This is a genomic window from Pseudomonas sp. S49 (genome assembly GCF_009866785.1).
Lineage (GTDB): Bacteria > Pseudomonadota > Gammaproteobacteria > Pseudomonadales > Pseudomonadaceae > Aquipseudomonas.
The window spans coordinates 6,094,396-6,112,356 of sequence record NZ_CP019432.1; the positions used below are offsets into that span (position 1 = coordinate 6,094,396).

General features: G+C 60.3%; 14 protein-coding genes. 12 read left to right on the forward strand and 2 right to left on the reverse strand.

Annotation, left to right across the window (positions count from 1 at the left end):
• Window positions 1-53 precede the first annotated feature (53 nt).
• The 3 genes from PspS49_RS27050 to rarD all read left to right on the forward strand — a co-directional run bounded on the left by PspS49_RS27050 (window position 54) and on the right by rarD (window position 4,194).
• Window positions 54-1,955, forward strand: coding sequence for a PhoX family phosphatase (locus PspS49_RS27050; protein WP_160042098.1), 1,902 nt, complete (start codon window positions 54-56; stop codon window positions 1,953-1,955).
• 170 nt (window positions 1,956-2,125) lie between these two features.
• Window positions 2,126-3,100, forward strand: a complete 975-nt coding sequence (locus tag PspS49_RS27055) for a serine/threonine protein kinase (RefSeq protein WP_110720743.1) — start codon at window positions 2,126-2,128, stop codon at window positions 3,098-3,100.
• A 206-nt stretch (window positions 3,101-3,306) separates the two neighbouring features.
• Window positions 3,307-4,194, forward strand: coding sequence for an EamA family transporter RarD (gene rarD, locus PspS49_RS27060; RefSeq protein WP_093429936.1), 888 nt, complete (start codon window positions 3,307-3,309; stop codon window positions 4,192-4,194).
• Window positions 4,195-4,417: 223 nt separating this feature from the next.
• Here rarD and PspS49_RS27065 read toward each other — a convergent pair whose 3' ends face one another.
• Window positions 4,418-4,936: a glycine cleavage system protein R gene (locus PspS49_RS27065; protein ID WP_127930028.1), complete on the reverse strand. Its 519-nt coding sequence runs from the start codon at window positions 4,934-4,936 to the stop codon at window positions 4,418-4,420.
• Between the two features lie 455 nt (window positions 4,937-5,391).
• On the opposite strand from PspS49_RS27065, the gene PspS49_RS27070 reads away from it, so the two are divergent.
• Complete coding sequence (locus tag PspS49_RS27070; protein ID WP_127930029.1) at window positions 5,392-7,569, forward strand: malate synthase G; 2,178 nt, start codon at window positions 5,392-5,394, stop codon at window positions 7,567-7,569.
• A 245-nt stretch (window positions 7,570-7,814) separates the two neighbouring features.
• Here the strand turns inward: PspS49_RS27070 and PspS49_RS27075 are convergent, their stop codons facing one another.
• Complete coding sequence (locus tag PspS49_RS27075; protein WP_160042100.1) at window positions 7,815-8,261, reverse strand: response regulator; 447 nt, start codon at window positions 8,259-8,261, stop codon at window positions 7,815-7,817.
• A 258-nt stretch (window positions 8,262-8,519) separates the two neighbouring features.
• On the opposite strand from PspS49_RS27075, the gene PspS49_RS27080 reads away from it, so the two are divergent.
• The 8 genes from PspS49_RS27080 (at window position 8,520) to PspS49_RS27115 (ending at window position 17,814) form a co-directional block, all read left to right on the forward strand.
• Window positions 8,520-10,454, forward strand: a complete 1,935-nt coding sequence (locus PspS49_RS27080) for a putative nucleotidyltransferase substrate binding domain-containing protein (RefSeq protein WP_342799413.1) — start codon at window positions 8,520-8,522, stop codon at window positions 10,452-10,454.
• Entirely contained in the window at window positions 10,451-11,158 is a 708-nt protein-coding gene (locus PspS49_RS27085; RefSeq protein WP_160042104.1) for a 3'-5' exonuclease, read from the forward strand. The genes PspS49_RS27080 and PspS49_RS27085 overlap by 4 nt, the downstream gene beginning before the upstream one ends.
• Window positions 11,159-11,509: 351 nt before the next feature.
• Complete coding sequence (locus PspS49_RS27090; RefSeq protein WP_238704364.1) at window positions 11,510-11,986, forward strand: RNA polymerase sigma factor; 477 nt, start codon at window positions 11,510-11,512, stop codon at window positions 11,984-11,986.
• Window positions 11,983-12,957 (forward strand): FecR family protein, encoded by a 975-nt coding sequence (locus PspS49_RS27095; protein WP_150749692.1) that lies wholly within the window; start codon window positions 11,983-11,985, stop codon window positions 12,955-12,957. The genes PspS49_RS27090 and PspS49_RS27095 overlap by 4 nt, the downstream gene beginning before the upstream one ends.
• A gap of 235 nt (window positions 12,958-13,192) precedes the next feature.
• The gene (locus tag PspS49_RS27100) at window positions 13,193-15,628 is read left to right on the forward strand and encodes a TonB-dependent siderophore receptor (RefSeq protein ID WP_160042106.1); all 2,436 of its coding nucleotides are present in this window, start codon (window positions 13,193-13,195) and stop codon (window positions 15,626-15,628) included.
• A 74-nt stretch (window positions 15,629-15,702) separates the two neighbouring features.
• On the forward strand, window positions 15,703-16,833 hold the full coding sequence (locus PspS49_RS27105; protein ID WP_160042108.1) for a PepSY-associated TM helix domain-containing protein: 1,131 nt from the start codon (window positions 15,703-15,705) through the stop codon (window positions 16,831-16,833).
• The gene (locus tag PspS49_RS27110; RefSeq protein ID WP_160042110.1) at window positions 16,830-17,009 is read left to right on the forward strand and encodes a hypothetical protein; all 180 of its coding nucleotides are present in this window, start codon (window positions 16,830-16,832) and stop codon (window positions 17,007-17,009) included. Before PspS49_RS27105 ends, PspS49_RS27110 begins: the two co-directional genes overlap by 4 nt.
• Before the next feature lie 175 nt (window positions 17,010-17,184).
• Window positions 17,185-17,814, forward strand: a complete 630-nt coding sequence (locus tag PspS49_RS27115; RefSeq protein ID WP_160042112.1) for a glutathione S-transferase — start codon at window positions 17,185-17,187, stop codon at window positions 17,812-17,814.
• Window positions 17,815-17,961 lie beyond the last annotated feature (147 nt).

Genomic DNA, 17,961 nt, shown 5'->3' on the forward strand with positions numbered 1-17,961 from the left:
AGCGTCATCGTTGCTCATTAAGGTGGCTGCCAAAACCAAGCAGGGAGCCTGATGTGAGCCTATTAGAAGAAAACCAATCCACTGACCTGGAAAAAATGGTCGGCCTCAGCCGTCGCGGTTTCATCGGCGCCGGCGCACTGTGCGGCGCGGCAATGTTCCTCGGCGGTAGTCTGTTGAGCCGCAGCGCGCTGGCCACCGGCGTCAGCGCCGGCAATAGCCGCTTGCTCGGTTTCGAGAGCATTCCCGCCGCGACCACCGACGTCATCACATTGCCCAAAGGCTACAAGTCTTCGGTGCTGATCAGTTGGGGGCAGCCCCTGCAAAAGAACGGCCCGGCGTTCGACCCGAGCGGCAACGGCACCGCCGCCGCACAGGAAGTGCAGTTCGGCGACAACAACGACGGCATGAGCCTGTTCGCCTTCCCCGACGACCGCAACCGCGCGTTGATGGCGATCAACAACGAATACACCAACTACCGCTACCTCTACCCGCACGGCGGCATGCCGCAATCGGCCGAAGACGTGCGCAAGGCACTGGCCTGCGAAGGCGTGTCGGTGATTGAAGTGCAGCGCAAAAACGGTCAGTGGCAGTTCGTTCAGGGTTCGCGCTACAACCGGCGCATTCACGGCAACTCGCCGCTGCGCATCAGCGGCCCGGCGGCCGGTCACGATCTGATGAAGACCGCTGCCGACAAGCACGGTAAAAAAGTCCTCGGCACGTTCCAGAACTGCGCCAACGGTAAAACGCCGTGGGGCACTTACCTGACCTGTGAAGAAAACTTCACCGACTGCTTCGGCAGCAGCAACGCCCAGCAGCAGTTCGACCCGGCGCAAAAGCGCTACGGCGTCTCGGTCGCCAGCCGCGAGATCAACTGGCACCCGTACGATCCGCGCTTCGACATGGCGAAAAACCCCAACGAACTCAACCGTCACGGCTGGGTGGTCGAGATCGATCCGTTCGACCCGCAATCGACTCCGGTCAAACGCACCGCGCTGGGCCGCTTCAAGCATGAAAACGCCGCACTGGCCGAGACCGATGATGGTCGCGCCGTGGTGTACATGGGCGACGACGAGCGTGGCGAATTCATCTACAAATTCGTCAGCCGCGACCGCATCAACCACCGCAACGCCAAGGCTAACCGCGACATCCTCGACCACGGCACCCTGTACGTGGCGAAATTCGACAACGGCGACAGCAACCCCGATCACCCGAAAGGCCAAGGCCAGTGGATCGAGCTGACTCACGGCAAAAACGGTATCGACACCAGCAGCGGTTTTGCCGATCAGGCCGAAGTGCTGATCCACGCACGCCTTGCCGCCAGTGTCGTAGGCGCGACGCGCATGGACCGCCCGGAATGGATCGTCGTCAGCCCCAAGGACGGCCAGGTCTATTGCACCCTGACCAACAACGCCAAGCGCGGCGAAGACGGCCAGCCGGTGGGCGGGCCGAACCCGCGTGAGAAGAACGTTTACGGGCAGATCCTGCGCTGGCGCACCGACCGTGACGATCACGCGTCGAAGACATTTGCCTGGGACCTGTTTGTGGTCGCTGGCAACCCGGGCGTGCACGCCGGGACGCCGAAGGGTGGCTCGAAGAACATCACCCCGCAGAACATGTTCAACAGCCCGGATGGCCTGGGTTTCGACAAGGCTGGGCGTTTGTGGATTCTCACTGATGGTGATTCGAGCAACGCCGGCGACTTTGCCGGGATGGGCAACAACCAGATGCTGTGTGCCGATCCCAAGACCGGTGAGATTCGCCGCTTCATGGTCGGGCCGATTGGCTGTGAAGTCACCGGGATCAGCTTCTCGCCGGATCAGAAAACCCTGTTTGTCGGGATTCAGCATCCGGGGGAGAACGGGGGTTCGACCTTCCCTGAGCATTTGCCGAATGGCAAACCGCGGTCTTCGGTGATGGCGATTACCCGTGAGGACGGTGGAATCGTCGGCGCCTGACAGACCCTCATCGCGAGCAGGCGAAGGCCTACATTTGGAATGCGTGCGTTCCCCTGTAGGCCTTCGCCTGCTCGCGATGGCTTCAGCGAAGACACCAACCAACTCCCCCGCTGCCATCTGCGCTACCATGCTGGGCCGGACGCGGCAGCCTGCTGCGCGCAGGAGTCAGCATGGCCCACCCGTTTGAAACCCTCACACCCGACCTCGTGCTCGATGCCGTTGAAAGCATTGGCTTTCTCAGTGATGCGCGCATTCTGGCGCTCAACAGCTACGAAAACCGCGTCTATCAGGTCGGCATCGAAGACTCCGAACCGCTGATCGCCAAGTTCTATCGTCCGCAACGCTGGACCAACGAAGCCATCCTCGAAGAGCACCAATTCACCTTCGAACTGGCCGACGTCGAAATCCCGGTGGTGGCACCGCTGATCCACAACGGCGAAACCCTGCACGAGCATGCCGGTTTCCGCTTCACGTTGTTTCCGCGTCGCGGCGGCCGGGCGCCGGAGCCGGGCAATCTTGACCAGCTGTATCGCCTCGGCCAGTTGCTCGGGCGGATTCACGCGGTCGGCGCGACCAAGCCGTTTGAACACCGCGAAGCTCTCGCTGTGCAGAACTTCGGCCACGCGTCGTTGAACACCTTGCTCGAAGGCAATTTCATTCCGAAAAGCCTGCTGCCGGCCTACGAGTCCGTCGCCCGCGACCTGCTCAAGCGCGTGGAAGATGCTTACGCCAACACACCGCACCAGAACATCCGCATGCACGGCGATTGCCACCCCGGCAACATGATGTGCCGCGACGAAATGTTCCACATCGTCGACCTCGACGACTGCCGCATGGGCCCGGCGGTGCAGGACATCTGGATGATGCTCGCCGGTGATCGTCAGGAATGCCTGGGGCAGTTGTCGGAATTGATGGATGGCTACAACGAGTTCCACGATTTCGACCCGCGTGAGCTGGCGCTGATCGAACCGCTGCGCGCCCTGCGCCTGATGCACTACAGCGCCTGGCTCGCGCGGCGCTGGGATGACCCGGCGTTCCCGCACAGCTTTCCGTGGTTCGGCACCGAGCGTTATTGGGGTGATCAGGTGTTGGCGTTGCGTGAGCAACTGTCCGCGCTTAACGAAGAACCACTGAAACTTTTCTGATCCGCCTCCATCCTCTGTAGGAGTGAGCCTGCTCGCGATAGCGTTTTATCAGTCAACGAAAATGTTGAATGTCAGAGTGCTATCGCGAGCAGGCTCACTCCTACATTTGTTCGGTGTTCACAATTTCCCGACCTATCCGCTAAGGCATTCGTAGACAAACCTCCTTACAATCCCTCCTTTGTTAGCTGCCTAAGCAAGGATTCTGCATGCAAGCCGCCAACCCGCGTCGCGGGTACATTCTGGGCCTGAGTGCCTACATTATCTGGGGCCTGTTCCCGATCTACTTCAAAGCCATTGCCGAAGTGCCGGCCGTCGAAATCATCATCCATCGGGTGCTGTGGTCGGCACTGTTCGGCGCGCTGTTGCTGATGGTGTGGAAACACCCGGGCTGGTTGCGCGAGTTGCTCGACAATCCCAAGCGACTGGCGATTCTGGCCTTGAGCGGAACGCTGATCGCGGCCAACTGGCTGACCTACGTGTGGTCGGTAAACAACGGGCGCATGCTCGAAGCGAGCCTCGGTTACTACATCAACCCCTTGGTAAACGTGCTGTTGGGCATGTTGATTCTCGGCGAACGCTTGCGCCGGATGCAGTGGCTCGCGGTCGGTCTGGCGGCGGTCGGTGTCGCGCAACAGGTGTGGCAGGTCGGCAGTCTGCCGTGGGTTTCGCTGGTGCTGGCGTTGACGTTTGGCTTCTACGGCTTGATCCGCAAACAGGCACCGGTCAAGGCGTTGCCGGGGTTGGTGGTGGAAACCTGGATGCTGGTACCGATCGCGATTGCCTGGCTGCTTTTCAACCAGACCGCGACCAGTGCGCAACCTGAGTTCTGGACTACGTCCCAAGCCTGGTGGCTGGTGGCGGCGGGTCCGGTCACATTGGTGCCGCTGGTGTGCTTCAACGCCGCCACCCGCCATTTGCCGTACACCACGATCGGCTTCCTGCAATACCTCGCCCCGACCCTGGTACTGTTGCAAGCGGTGCTGCTGTTCGGTGAGCACTTGTCGTCGAGCACGCTGGTCGCGTTTATCTTCATCTGGGCCGGTCTGGCCGTTTACAGCGTCGATGCCGTGATCAGTTTGCGCCGGCGCAGCTGATCAAAAAACGCACAAACCCTCACAGGCCACGGTTCTCGTGGCCTGCATCGTTCCTTCCCAAGGTTATCCACAGCGTGATCCCCGCCGTTTGTGCGCAAGTCACTGAATGTTGGCGGTTTTTTGATCAACTCCAGCAAAGCCACAGCGGGCGTGGCGTTGACGACAGTCTCTACAGGTTATCCACAGGCAGGTGCACGTTTAAACTGGATAACCCGGTCGGCGCTTAAACGTCTGTGCGTAACACCAGTTCCACCATCAGATCGTCAGCCAGGGTTTCCAGACGCGACTGCAAGACGTCGAGCGACAAGGTCAGCGGCACCGCGAGAATCGCCTCGGCGTGAAACAGCGGCTCACTGCTCATCGGCGCTGGACGCACTTCCGTGACCAGCCTTTCCAGGTTTACACCCTGCTCGCTCAACAACCGGGTGATGTCCCGCACAATCCCCGGCCGATCATTGCCCACCAACTCCATGGCGATCGGTTTCCAGGTACAGGATTGTTCGATACCACTTTCGGCAATCAGCACGCGGATGCCATGCACCGTCAGTGCTTGTAGGGAATCGACTAATTCGTCGTAAGCCTCTGCCGGCACGCCCACCCGAAGAATCCCGGCGAACTGCCCGGCCATCCTCGACATGCGGCTTTCCAGCCAGTTACCGCCATGCTCGGCGATGCATTGGGCGATGCGCTCGACCTGTCCGGGCTTGTCCGGGGCGAAAACAGTGAGTACGAGATGGTCCATGGCGCAGCCCTCTTGTCATGACTTTTGTTATGGAAGAGCAAGTATAGGCAAGGGATGGTCAGCCGCCTCAGACGCGCGAAACAACAAATCGTGTACAACTTTTTATATTTAACTGGAACAATCCAGCTGTTTTTTGAGAACATCCCGTTCCGCGACGTGACTGCAATGCGTCATGAGGTCGCAGAACGACGTTATTAGTCTGATTTTCACAAGCGCAACTCATCATGTAGTATGCCGCAGCGCGCACTACATAACGCTGGATCGATGTCTGCCCAAGGCACGTTCGCAACCCTGAAAGCCCTGTCAGCAAGGCCCCCAAGCCGTTGATTGGTCCCAGCCCAGCCGCCAGCAATGGCATGTACTGGTCGGCAGGTTTGTGGTTTAAATGGCCAGAGGCTTCATTGTCAAAATTGAAGAGCTGAAAAGCGAAATAGCTGAGCAGAGTGAGGCAAGCAATGACTGAACACGTTCAAGTCGGTGGCCTGCAGGTCGCCAAAGTCCTGTTCGACTTCGTGAACAACGAAGCCATTCCCGGTACCGGCCTCACCGCCGAAAAATTCTGGGAAGGTGCCGATAAGGTCATTCATGACCTGGCGCCGAAGAACAAAGCCCTACTCGCCAAACGCGATGACTTCCAGGCCCGCATTGATGCCTGGCACCAGGAACGCAACGGTCAGGCGCACGACGCCGTGGCCTATAAAGCCTTCCTGCAAGAAATCGGTTATCTGCTGCCAGAAGCGGCTGATTTCCAGGCAACGACACAAAACGTCGATGATGAAATCGCCCGTACCGCCGGCCCGCAACTTGTTGTGCCGGTGATGAACGCCCGCTTCGCTCTCAATGCCTCGAACGCCCGCTGGGGTTCGCTGTATGACGCCCTTTACGGCACCGACGCGATCAGCGAAGAAGGTGGCGCGGAAAAAGGCAAAGGCTACAACAAGGTGCGTGGCGACAAAGTCATCGCCTTCGCCCGTGCGTTCCTCGATGAAGCTGCGCCATTGGCGGCTGGCTCTCACGTCGATTCGACCGCCTACAAAATCGCTGACGGCAAACTGCTGGTCACCCTCAAGGGCGGCAGCAACACTGGCCTGCGCGATGACGCACAACTGATCGGTTTCCAGGGCGACGCCAACGCGCCAATCGCCATTCTGCTGAAACACAACGGTCTGCACTTCGAAATCCAGGTTGACGCCACCACTCCGGTTGGCCAGACCGACGCCGCCGGCGTCAAAGACATTCTGATGGAAGCGGCGCTGACCACCATCATGGACTGCGAAGACTCCGTGGCTGCCGTCGATGCCGACGACAAAGTGGTGATCTACCGCAACTGGCTCGGGCTGATGAAGGGCGACCTGGCGGAATCCGTGTCCAAGGGCGGCCAGACCTTCACCCGCACCATGAACCCGGATCGCACCTACACCGCGCCGAACGGCGGTGAAGTGACCCTGCACGGCCGTTCGCTGTTGTTCGTGCGCAACGTGGGTCACCTGATGACCATCGACGCGATCCTCGACAAAGACGGTAACGAAGTGCCGGAAGGCATCCTCGACGGTCTGGTCACTTGCCTCGCGGCGATGCACAACCTCAATGGCAACACTTCGCGCCGCAACACTCGCACCGGTTCCGTGTACATCGTTAAACCGAAGATGCACGGCCCGGAAGAAGCGGCGTTCACCAACGAGCTGTTCGGCCGCATCGAAGACGTGCTGGGCCTTTCGCGCAACACCCTGAAAGTCGGGATCATGGACGAGGAGCGCCGCACCACGGTCAACCTCAAGGCCTGCATCAAGGCTGCCAGTGAGCGCGTGGTGTTCATCAACACCGGTTTCCTCGACCGCACCGGCGACGAAATCCACACCTCCATGGAAGCCGGCCCGGTTGTGCGCAAGGCTGACATGAAGGCTGAGAAGTGGATCGGCGCGTACGAAAACTGGAACGTCGATATCGGTCTGAGCACCGGCCTGCAAGGTCGTGCGCAAATCGGTAAAGGCATGTGGGCGATGCCGGATCTGATGGCGGCGATGCTTGAGCAGAAAATCGCCCACCCATTGGCCGGCGCCAACACCGCTTGGGTACCGTCGCCGACCGCCGCTGCACTGCACGCGCTGCATTATCACAAGGTTGATGTGTTCGCCCGTCAGGCCGAACTGGCCAAACGTGCTCGCGCTTCGGTAGACGACATCCTGACCATCCCGTTGGCGGTCAATCCGAACTGGACGCCAGAGCAGATCAAGAACGAACTGGACAACAATGCCCAGGGCATTCTCGGTTACGTGGTGCGTTGGATCGACCAGGGCGTGGGTTGCTCGAAAGTACCGGACATCAATGACGTCGGCCTGATGGAAGACCGTGCCACGCTGCGCATCTCCAGCCAGCACATCGCCAACTGGCTGCGCCACGGCGTGGTCACTGAGGCGCAAGTGATGGAAAGCCTCAAGCGCATGGCGCCGGTGGTGGATCGTCAGAACGCCAACGACCCGCTGTACCGTCCGCTGGCACCGAACTTCGACAGCAACATCGCCTTCCAGGCAGCAGTCGAACTGGTGATCGAGGGCACCAAACAGCCGAACGGCTACACCGAGCCGGTGCTGCACCGTCGTCGTCGCGAGTTCAAGAAGGCCAACGGCCTGTAACTTGCGCTGAATGCCGGACATGAAAAAGCCCTGATCGAGTGATCAGGGCTTTTTTGTTAGTGTCGTGGATTGGATTTTTGTGGTGGGCTTGAGATCCATCCCCCTCACCCCAGCCCTCTCCCCCAAGGGGGCGAGGGGGAAGGGAGCAGATTGGGGAAGCTTCAAGTTCTGAGTTCGACTCGGTAATTTCAATTCACCGCGGTCAGTCCCCTCTCCCTCTGGGAGAGGGTTAGGGTGAGGGGCTTTTAGGGTTCTATCCCCAATTCATGCTTCACCAACGCCAACAACTTGCCCGTATCAATCGGCTTGAGCAGAAAATCCACCACACTCAAATGCATCGCCGCGATCGCGTCTTTGACATCAGCATCACCCGAAACAATGATGATCGGCATCGCCGCCCGCACCGACTCACGCACTTGCCGAATCAGCTCAAGCCCACCGACATGCCCCATGCGCAGATCGGTGATCACCAGCCCGATCGAAGGTTTCTCCTCCAGCATCTTCAGCGCAGTCTCGCCACTGGCTGCGGTCAGGCAACGAATGCCGTCCAACGCGAGAATCTCCGACAACAGCTCCCGGGCGTCCTTGTCGTCATCAACGATCAATACACGCTGAGGTGGAAGATCAGGTTCGAGCATGACTGCACTGAGCGCTTCTCGCTCGGCATCGCTCAAAATATCGTGGTCGGACATGGCGTTCTCTAAGTATTCAAAACAGTCCCTTGGCAAGTGGTCAGACATCGCGGGGCAGAGCTTCAATGTGCACTTCGTCGGATTTTTTTCCAAGGGGGCAAGCAAGGGAATTTCCGACTGTTTGCGTAGGGCATCTCCGAAACTGCGCCAATGGTGGCAAAACCTAGACTTACGTCCAATGGGCACCCTGTCCGCTGGGGTCGACCATGGCCGTAACGATCCGACAACAACAATTCGAAAAAGACTGCGGTAATGGTTATGAGTAAAGCGGACGCCTTCACCCAGGCAGGGAAAACCGCGGTATTGCAGAATATTCAGGGCACCCTGCAATTCCTCCAGCGCTTCCCGCCCTTCAATCAGATGGAACACGCCCACCTCGCTTATCTGGTGGAGCAATGTCAGCTGCGTTTCTACGGCCAGGGCGAGAGCATCATCAAACCTGCCGACGGCCCGGTCGAACACTTCTATATCGTCAAGCAAGGTCGGGTGGTCGGCGAACGTCAGCACATCACCAAGCCCGGCACCGAGACCACGTTTGAAATCACCACCGGCGAATGCTTTCCGCTGGCCGCGCTGCTCGGTGAACGCGCAACCCGCACCGAGCACTTGGCTGGCGAAGATACGTTCTGCCTGCAACTGAACAAACTGGCGTTCATCAAACTGTTCGCCCTCTCCAACGCCTTTCGCGATTTCGCCTTGCGCGGGGTCAGCAGCCTGCTCGATCAGGTCAACCAGCAAGTGCAGCAGAAAGCCGTGGAAACCCTCGGCACGCAGTACTCGCTGAACACCCGACTTGGCGAATTGGCCATGCGCCACCCGGTCACCTGTAGCCCCGACACACCACTGCGTGAAGCGGTGAAACTGATGCACGAGCAACAGGTCGGCAGCATCGTTGCAGTGGACGAACACAAGGCGCCGCTGGGGATTTTCACCCTGCGCGATTTGCGCCATGTGGTGGCTGAAGGCATCGGCGATTTCAGTGAGGCCATCGAGCGCCACATGACGCCTTCGCCCTTTTATCTTTCGCCGGATCACAGTGCCTTCGATGCAGCGATTGCCATGACCGAACGGCACATCGCCCACGTCTGTCTGGTCAAGGATCAGCGTTTGTGCGGCGTGGTCTCCGAGCGCGATCTGTTTTCCCTGCAACGGGTCGATCTGGTGCATCTGGCGCGGACCATTCGCAGCGCGCAACGCGTCGAACAACTGGTGAGCCTGCGCGGCGAGATCGGCCAACTGGTCGAACGCATGCTCGCCCACGGTGCTTCTTCGACGCAGATCACCCACATCATCACCTTGCTCAACGACCACACCGTGTGCCGGGTGATCGAACTGACTCTCGCGGAAAAAGGTGACCCCGGCGTGCCGTTCAGTTGGTTGTGCTTTGGCAGCGAAGGCCGCCGCGAGCAGACGCTGCACACCGATCAGGACAACGGCATTTTGTTCGACGCGCGAGACGCGGCGCATGCAGCAGAGATTCGCGGCAAGCTGCTGCCGATTGCCCAGCAGATCAACCAGAGTCTGGCGCTGTGCGGCTTCACCCTGTGCAAAGGCAACATCATGGCCGGCAACCCCGAGCTGTGTTTGTCGCGAGCGGAATGGGCACGGCGTTTTGCAACTTTTATTCGTGAGGCGACGCCGGAGAATCTGCTCGGGTCGAGCATTTATTTCGACTTGCGCGTGGTCTGGGGAGATGAACAAGGCTGTGAACAACTGCGCCGAGGCATCCTCGATCAGGTCGGCGACAACCGCTTGTTCCAGCGCATGATGGCCGAGAACGCCCTGCGCAACCGTCCACCGGTGGGGCGTTTCCGCGAGTTTGTGCTGGCGCGCAAGAACGGCGAGAAAGCCACGCTGGATCTCAAGGTGCAGGGGCTGACGCCGTTCGTGGATGGCGCGCGACTGCTCGCGCTGGCCAACGGCATCGACGCCAACAACACCCTTGAGCGCTTCCGGCAGCTGGTCGAGAAAGAAGTCATCGAGCGACTGGATGGCGCGGCGTATGAAGAGGCCTATCACTTCATTCAGCAGACGCGCATGCAACAGCATCAACTGCAGACGCGGGAGAACCTGCCCTACTCCAACCGTGTCGACCCGGACAGCCTCAATCACCTCGACCGGCGCATCCTGCGTGAATCCCTGCGCCAGGCCCAGCGCCTGCAAAGCAGCCTGACCTTGCGGTATCAGCTATGAGCCTGTTCTCGTGGCTGCGCCCGCCGAGTGCGGTGGTGCCGGTGGATTTCCAGCAGCGTCTGGCGCAGCTGCCGGCTATTACCGAACTGCGCGAATGCACGTTGCGCGAACAACGCTGGGTGGTGCTGGATCTGGAAACCACCGGACTGAACCTGAACAAGGATCGTGTGTTGTCGATTGGCGCGGTGGTGATCGAGGATGGCGCAATCGATTTCAGCCAGCAGTTCGAGCGCACGCTGCAATGCCGCGAGCTGAAGCTCAGCCCCAGTGTGTTGATTCACGGCTTGGGGCCGAACGCGATTGCAGCCGGCAGTGAACCGGCCGAGGCGTTGCTGGAGTTATTGGAGTTTATCGGTGAAAGCCCGGTATTGGCGTTTCATGCGCCGTTCGATCAGCACATGCTCGGGCGCGCGTTGAAGGAGCATTTGGGGCACAAGTTGCAGCAGGTCTTTCTGGATGTCGCCGACATTGCACCGCTGGTGTGTCCGCAGGCGAATATTCGTGAGGCCGGGCTGGATGAGTGGATCGACTGGTTCAAGCTTGAGGTGTTCGAGCGGCATAACGCGAGCGCCGATGCGCTGGCGACGGCGGAACTGGCGTTGATTCTGTTCAGCCGGGCGCGGGGACAGCAGATTCATAGTCCGTTGAATTTGCAGCAGCGGTTGAGTCAGTGGAAGCGGCGGCAGCAGGCGCCTTCGTTCTAAATCAGAAGCCCCTCACCCCAGCCCTCTCCCCGAGGGAGAGGGAGCCGACCGAAGTGTCTGACGCTTTATATCGACCTGAAAGATCGAGTCGATTGAGGATTCGCTAAAAATCGTTCAGGTCGGTGTACCTCCAGAATATCCCCCGATCGATCCCCTCTCCCTCTGGGCGGTCCGACGTTTCGGGAGGGCTAGGGTGAGGGTCTGCCTTTAACCGCCCACCTGACCAGTGGCCAATTGCTAACCATTCCCACCTCTGCCACAATCGCGAACAATTCGCGTTAGTTAACATTTCCCAATCGGTGATGTCCGGTGTCGTCAGTCCCAAGCCCTAACAGTGAGCTCGTCGGTGCGATGTATCGTGACCATCGCGGCTGGCTGCTGGCATGGTTGCGGCGCAATGTGGCGTGCCCGCAACGCGCCGAAGACCTGAGCCAGGACACCTTCGTCCGTCTGCTCGGTCGCGATGCCATGCTGACACCCCGCGAGCCGCGCGCCTTTCTGGTGGCGATCGCCAAAGGCTTGTTGTTCGACTACTTCCGCCGCGCTGCGCTGGAACAGGCCTACCTCACCGAACTGATGCTGATCCCCGAAGGCGAACAACCTTCGGTGGAAGAACAGCAAATGATCCTCGAAGACCTCAAAGCCATCGACCGCTTGCTCGGCAAACTGTCGACCAAGGCCCGTGCCGCCTTCCTTTATAACCGCCTCGACGGCCTCAGCCATGCCGAGATCGCCGACAAGCTCGGCGTCTCGGTGCCGCGCGTTCGGCAGTATCTGGCGCAAGGCATTCGGCAGTGCTACATCGCCCTGTACGGTGAGCCGACGTGAGCCCGGCCAGTTCCAGACCGGTGCCGGCGCATGTGCTGGACGCGGCGATTGCCTGGCAACTGACCCTCGACTCGAGCAGTCCGCTGGAGCGTGAGGAGTTCGCAAAATGGCACGCAGCCAATGAAGAACACGCCCGCGCCTGGCAGCAACTGGGCATGCTCGATCAGCGTTTCAACGTGGCCAAGGGCCCGGCCCGCAGTGCCTTGCTGCAATCGCGCGAAGGCATTCGCCGACGGGTACGCAAGCTCGGCAGTGGGCTGGCCAGCGTTGTGGTGCTGGTCGGTGTGGGGCTGTTTGCCAGTGAACGCTTTCTGCCGCTGGATTACTGGCTCGCCGATCAGCGCACCGCGACCGGTGAGCAGCGCACCGTGCGCCTGGCTGACGGCACTGTGCTGAATCTCAACACCCACAGTGCGGTGGACGTGCGTTTCGATGAGAAGCGCCGGCTGATCGTGTTGCAGGAAGGCGAAATTCTCGTCGAGACCGGTCACGGCGATCCGCGCCCCTTTATCGTCGAAACCCGCGAAGGCAGCATGCGTGCCTTGGGTACGCGGTTTCTGGTCAAGCGTGAAGACGAAGGCACGCGCCTGAGCGTGTTGCAGTCGGCCGTGGCCGCACACGGGCAAGCAAATCCAGAAGAGCAGATCCTCCATGAAGGCCAGCAAGTGCTGCTGCGCAGCGACGGGCTGGATTCGATTGTCGCGCTCAACCCAGGCGCCGATGCCTGGACGCGCGGCATGTTGGTGGTGGACAACGCGCGACTCGGCGATCTGGTGCATGAGCTGGGGCGTTATCGTCGCGGGCATCTGGGCGTGGCGCCGGAAGTGGCGGATCTACGGATTACCGGCAGCTTTCCGCTGCATGACACCGATAAGGCCTTGAGCGCATTGCTGCCGACCCTGCCGGTGCAGATCGAGCGGCATACGCCGTATTGGGTCACAGTCGCGAAGGCCGAGCCCTCCTCCCCTTGACCTGATCGTTCCCACGCTCTGCGTGGGAATGCAGCCCGGGACGCTCTGCGTCCCTGCCGAAGCGGACGCAGAGCGTCCATTGAGGCATTCCCACGCGGAGCGTGGGAACGATCAAGCCCGCAGAAATGTGGCTGTTTTCCAGTTAATCGAAATTATTTTCATCCAGCCCTATCACTTTTTGCTTTTCATCCGGCACACAGGCAATTGAGAAATATTTCCATTCAGGAGCCGCCGTATGTCCCGTTCGCTAGACACCTTGTTGCGCCCCAGTCTGCTGGCTGTCGCCATCGCGCTCAGCGCGCCGCTGATCAGCAGTCCGTTGCTTGCCGCTGAACAAGCGTCCAGCGTACGCGCCTACAACTTGCCAGCGGCGCCACTGTCGACGACCCTCAACCAGATCGCCAGCCAGGGCGGGATTGCGCTGTCGCTGAATCCGTCGCTGGCGGCAGGCAAGACCTCGGCGCCGGTCAACGGCCAATACGATGCGGCTGGCGCTCTGCGCGCGGCACTGCGTGGCACCGGTCTGCAACTGGAACAAAGCAGCACCGGCACTTACACCCTGGTTGCCGTGCCTGAAGGCGTGATGGCCCTGCCGGAAACTTCGGTCATCGGTGTAGAAAACTTCGAAAGTGCCTGGGGCCCGGTCGAAGGCTACACCGCCACTCGCACCGCCGCTGGCACCAAGACCGACACCGCACTGGTCGAAGCACCGCGCTCGATCTCGGTGGCGACCCGCCAGCAAATGGACGACCGCAGCGTGCACAGCCTCGACGATGCCGTGCGCTACATGCCGGGCATCACCGCCAGCAGCTACGGCAGCGACACCCGCGCCGACTGGCTGCGTGTGCGCGGTTTCGAACCGACCCAGTTCCTCGACGGTCTGCCGCTGCCAAAAGGCGTGTACGCCAACCCGAAACAGGAAACCTGGAACCTCGACCGCCTCGCCCTGCTGCGCGGCCCAGCCTCCTCGGTTTACGGCCAGACCCCACCGGGCGGCCTGCTGGACATGGTCAGCCGTCGCCCAAGCGCCGAAGCCAGCAACGAAATCCAGTTGCAGTACGGCAGCGACAACCATCGCCAGATCAACTTCGCCAGCACCGGCAAGATCGACGACGCCGGCCAGTTTCTCTATGGCCTCAGCGGTGTGGTGCGCGACAGCGGCACCCAGGTCGATCACGTCGACAACAAGCGCTACAACATCGCGCCGAGCCTGACCTGGAACATCGACGATGACACCAAGCTCACCCTGCTGAGCCAGTTCACCCGCGACGATACCGGCATCACCAGCCAGTTCCTGCCGGTGCAGGGCACCAAGATCAAATCGCCGCTCGGTGATATTTCCCACCACAAGAATCTGGGTGATCCGGACTGGGAATATTACGATCGCACCTACTACGCGCTGGGCTATGCCTTCGAACATCGTCTGAACGATGTCTGGCAGTTCAAGCAGAACCTGCGCTACACCAAGTCGGATCTGTCGTTCCAGTCGCTGACACCGGGGTCGTACCCATTCACCGAAGTGGATGATCAAGGCAATGTCGGACGCACCAGCACCAGCGTCGAAGAAGACATCAGCCAGTTCGCCGTGGACAACAACTTCCAGGCCGACTTCGCTACCGGCGACATCCGCCACACCCTGCTGCTGGGCCTTGATCACCAGCGCAGCAACACCAACTACACCTCGATCTTCGGCTTTTCGGATACCACTCCGGGCACCAACGTGATCACCCCGATCTACGGCCAGCCGATCATTCGTCCAGCGCGTTCCACCGCGTTTTACGATTACGACCAGAAGACCTACCAGACCGGCCTGTACGTGCAGGACCAAATGGCCCTCGACCAGTGGCGCCTGACTCTCGGCGGCCGTGAAGACTGGGTACACACCAGCACCAGATTCATCAACAAGGGTGATGCCACCAACACCCAGCGCGACAAGGCCTTCAGCGGCAACGCCGCGCTCAGCTACGTCTTCGACAACGGTTTCGTGCCGTACCTGTCGTACGCCGAATCCTTCCAGCCGACCACGGGCGCTGATGCCACCTCGACCGGCTCGCTCAAGCCGACCGAAGGCAAGCAGTGGGAACTGGGCATCAAGTACCAGCCGCCGGGCAGCAAAACCCTGCTGACCGCCGCCGTGTATGACCTCACCCAGAAGAACGTCTCGGTCAACACCTTCGTCAACAACGTGTCGATCACCAGCCAGACTGGCGAAGTGAAAGTCAAAGGCCTGGAGCTGGAAGCGGTTTCCGACGTCACCGACAACCTGAAAGTCATTGCCGCCTACACCTTGGCCAAATCCGAAGTGCAGAATGGCGTCGACAAGGGCAATCGCCTGCAACTGATGCCGAACCAGCAAGCGTCGCTGTGGACCGATTACACCTGGCACGCCGGCGTACTCGACGGCTTCGGCATTGGCGGTGGCGTGCGTTACACCGGCAACACCTACGGCGACAAGGCCAACACCTGGCTGGGCAAGGCTGACGCCTACACCGTGTTCGACGCGAGCGTGCATTACGACCTCGGCCGTCTGGACAACAGCCTCAAAGGCGCGTCGCTGGCACTCAACGCGACCAACCTGTTCGACAAGGAATACATTTCCACCTGCGACAGCTTCTACTGCTACTACGGCGACACGCGCAGTGTCGTCGCCAGCGCCACTTACAAGTGGTAAGCGATTGAGCTGAAACAGACCCTGTGACCAGGCCGTCCCTCGTGGACGGCTTTGGTGTTTTTGAAGGTCATGAAATGAAAAGTAAAACAATCCGCCGCTGGTCGTTCGTGCATACCTGGACCAGCCTGGTCTGCACCGTGTTTTTGCTGATGCTGGCACTGACCGGTCTGCCACTGATTTTCCATCACGAGATCGAGCACCTGCTCGGCGATGCGCCCGAAGTGCGCGAGATGCCCGCCGACACGCCACGTCTGAATCTGGCGCAACTGGTCGAGGCCGCCGAGAAACATCGTCCCGATGAAGTCGTGCAGTATTTCGGTTTCGATGACGATGAGCCGAATGCCGTACTGACGATCATGGCGAAAACCGCCGGCACTGAACCGAACTCGTCGCACACCTTCATGCTCGATGCACGTACCGGTGAAGCGCTGGAAACGCCGTCGGCCAACGGCGGTTTGATGCTGTTTATCCTGCGCCTGCACGTCGACATGTTCGCCGGGCTGCCGGGCAAGTTGCTGCTGGCGTTCATGGGGCTGCTGTTTGTCGTGGCGATTGTCTCGGGGACGGTGCTGTACCTGCCGTTCATGCGCCGCTTGAAATTCGGCACCGTGCGTCAGGACAAGTCCACCCGTTTGCGCTGGCTCGACCTGCATAATCTGATCGGCGTGGTCACCCTGACCTGGGCCTTGGTGGTCGGCGTGACAGGCGTGATCAGCGCTTGCGCCGACCTGTTGATCGCGGCGTGGCGCAACGATGCACTGACCGCCCTGATCGAACCTTACCGCGAAGCGCCACCGCTGACTCACCTGGCACCGGCCACGCGGTTGCTCGACATCGCGGCTGAAGTCGCGCCGGGCATGAAACCGGATTTCATCGCTTTCCCCGGCACACGGTTTTCCAGCGAGCACCATTATTCGGTGTTCATGAAGGGCGGCACGCATTTGACCTCACACCTGCTGACACCGGTGCTGATCGATGCCACCACGCTGCAGGTCACCGCCGTGGCCGAACGACCGTGGTACATGGACGCCATGGGCATGTCGCAGCCGCTGCACTTCGGTGATTACGGCGGCATGCCGATGAAAATTCTCTGGGCCACTCTCGATGTGCTGACGATCATCGTGCTCGGCAGCGGCGTGTACCTGTGGGTGGTGCGGCGCAAAGCGGTGAAGCCTGTGCCGGAAACGGCGGAGGTGTCTGCATGAAGCCGCGGCAATCGAATTTCTGGAAAGTGTTCAGCACGCCGATCGTGATTGCATTGCTCAGTGCGGCGGGGTTGTTTGCGGCGTTGTTGGGGGATGGGATTTGGGATGCGTTGAGCTGGGTCGGGCTGGGTGTCCCGGCCTTTCTGGCCATAAGAGGATTGCTGCTGCGAAGCTGAAGAAACCTGTGGGAGCGAGCCTGCTCGCGAAAGCGCTCTGACATTCAACATCAACATTGTCTGTACGGACGCCTTCGCGAGCAGGCTCGCTCCCACATTTGGTTTTGCATCGGGCTTGAGCAGGTCGCGTTACGCGCTATGCTGCTCCCTCATCGTTCTGATCGAGACCCTGCCAATGTCCGCCCCCAGCATGACCCTGTACCACAACACGCTCTCCCCGTTCGTGCGCAAAGTGATGGTGTTGCTGCACGAAACCGGCCAGCAGGATCGCGTCGCGCTGCAAGACTGCGTGCTCAGCCCGGTCAGCCCGAGTGCCGAGCTCAATCTCGACAACCCGCTGGGCAAGATTCCCGCCCTGCGTCTGGCTGACGGCAACGTTATCCATGACAGCCGCGTCATTCTCGAATACCTCGACCAGCAACACGTCGGCAACCCGCTGATCCCGCGCGAAGGCGCGGCCCGCTGGCGGCGTCTGACCCTGGCCTCGATGGCCGACGGGATCATGGATGCGTCGGTGATGGTGCGTTATGAAATGGTCCTGCGTGCTCCGGAAAAACATTGGGACGAATGGCTCGAGGCCCAGCGCGACAAGATCCGCCGCGCTCTCGCTGTGTTGGAAAACGACGCGATTGCCGAGCTGACCAGCCATTTCGACGTGGCCGCCATCAGCGTCGCGTGTGCGCTGGGTTACCTCGACCTGCGCTTCCCGGATCTGGGCTGGCGTGAGGCCAACCCGCAACTGGCCAACTGGTTTTTTGAAGTGAGTCAGCGACCGTCCATGATCGCGACCATGCCCAAGCCTTAAATCGGCGGAGCCTGTTCCGCCCTCTTCGCGAGCAGGCTCGCTCCCACATTGTTTTTGGGTATGGCAGACATCTCTGTTCCAACACCCATCCTGTGGGAGCGAGCCTGCTCGCGAATGCACCACCTCGGTTCCACAGGCAAATATCCT

What these genes read in the sequence shown, in the direction of transcription:
- PspS49_RS27100 (WP_160042106.1), top strand. Translation starts at nt 13,193, where the DNA reads ATGTCCCGTTCGCTAGACACCTTGTTGCGCCCCAGTCTGCTGGCTGTC.
- PspS49_RS27055 (WP_110720743.1), top strand. Translation starts at nt 2,126, where the DNA reads ATGGCCCACCCGTTTGAAACCCTCACACCCGACCTCGTGCTCGATGCC.
- PspS49_RS27090 (WP_238704364.1), top strand. Translation starts at nt 11,510, where the DNA reads ATGTATCGTGACCATCGCGGCTGGCTGCTGGCATGGTTGCGGCGCAAT.
- PspS49_RS27115 (WP_160042112.1), top strand. Translation starts at nt 17,185, where the DNA reads ATGTCCGCCCCCAGCATGACCCTGTACCACAACACGCTCTCCCCGTTC.
- rarD (WP_093429936.1), top strand. Translation starts at nt 3,307, where the DNA reads ATGCAAGCCGCCAACCCGCGTCGCGGGTACATTCTGGGCCTGAGTGCC.
- PspS49_RS27110 (WP_160042110.1), top strand. Translation starts at nt 16,830, where the DNA reads ATGAAGCCGCGGCAATCGAATTTCTGGAAAGTGTTCAGCACGCCGATC.
- PspS49_RS27105 (WP_160042108.1), top strand. Translation starts at nt 15,703, where the DNA reads ATGAAAAGTAAAACAATCCGCCGCTGGTCGTTCGTGCATACCTGGACC.
- PspS49_RS27070 (WP_127930029.1), top strand. Translation starts at nt 5,392, where the DNA reads ATGACTGAACACGTTCAAGTCGGTGGCCTGCAGGTCGCCAAAGTCCTG.
- PspS49_RS27085 (WP_160042104.1), top strand. Translation starts at nt 10,451, where the DNA reads ATGAGCCTGTTCTCGTGGCTGCGCCCGCCGAGTGCGGTGGTGCCGGTG.
- PspS49_RS27065 (WP_127930028.1), bottom strand. Translation starts at nt 4,936, where the DNA reads ATGGACCATCTCGTACTCACTGTTTTCGCCCCGGACAAGCCCGGACAG.
- PspS49_RS27080 (WP_342799413.1), top strand. Translation starts at nt 8,520, where the DNA reads ATGAGTAAAGCGGACGCCTTCACCCAGGCAGGGAAAACCGCGGTATTG.
- PspS49_RS27075 (WP_160042100.1), bottom strand. Translation starts at nt 8,261, where the DNA reads ATGTCCGACCACGATATTTTGAGCGATGCCGAGCGAGAAGCGCTCAGT.